General features: G+C 69.6%; 1 protein-coding gene. It reads left to right on the forward strand.

What is annotated here, in order from left to right; genetic code table 11:
• The coding region (locus HWY45_RS36285; protein ID WP_176118487.1) for an AAA family ATPase at window positions 1-671 on the forward strand (671 nt) is incomplete at both ends.

Below are 671 nucleotides of genomic sequence, written 5' to 3' on the forward strand. Positions count from 1 at the left end.
GCGCTCGGCAAGGTGCGCGGCGTCGGCGTGATGTCGGGCAACGACGAGCGCGAGCAGACGCTGAACCAGCTGCTCGTCGAGATGGACGGCTTCCAGGCCAATTCCGGCGTGATCATCATGGCCGCGACCAACCGGCCGGAAATCCTCGACCCCGCGCTGCTGCGCCCGGGCCGCTTCGACCGGCACATCGCGATCGACCGGCCCGACCAGATCGGCCGCAAGCAGATCCTCGGCGTGCACGTGAAGCGGGTGAAGCTCGCGGCCGGCGTCGATCTCACCGAGCTGGCGTCGCGCACGCCGGGTTTCGTCGGCGCGGATCTCGCGAACGTCGTCAACGAAGCCGCGCTGCACGCGGCCGAGCTCGGCAAGCCGGCGATCGAGATGGCCGACTTCGACGAGGCGATCGACCGCGCGATGACGGGCATGGAGCGCAAGAGCCGCGTGATGAACGAGCAGGAGAAGGTGACGATCGCGTATCACGAGGCCGGCCATGCGCTCGTCGCGCAATGCCGCGCGCATTGCGACCCGGTGAAGAAGGTGTCGATCATTCCGCGCGGCGTCGCGGCGCTCGGCTTCACGCAGCAGGTGCCGACCGAGGATCGCTACGTGCTGCGCAAGAGCGAGCTGCTCGACCGGCTCGACGCGCTGCTCGGCGGGCGGGTGGCCGAGGA

The sequence above is a fragment of the Burkholderia stagnalis genome (assembly GCF_902830275.1).
Classification (GTDB): Bacteria; Pseudomonadota; Gammaproteobacteria; order Burkholderiales; family Burkholderiaceae; genus Burkholderia; species Burkholderia stagnalis.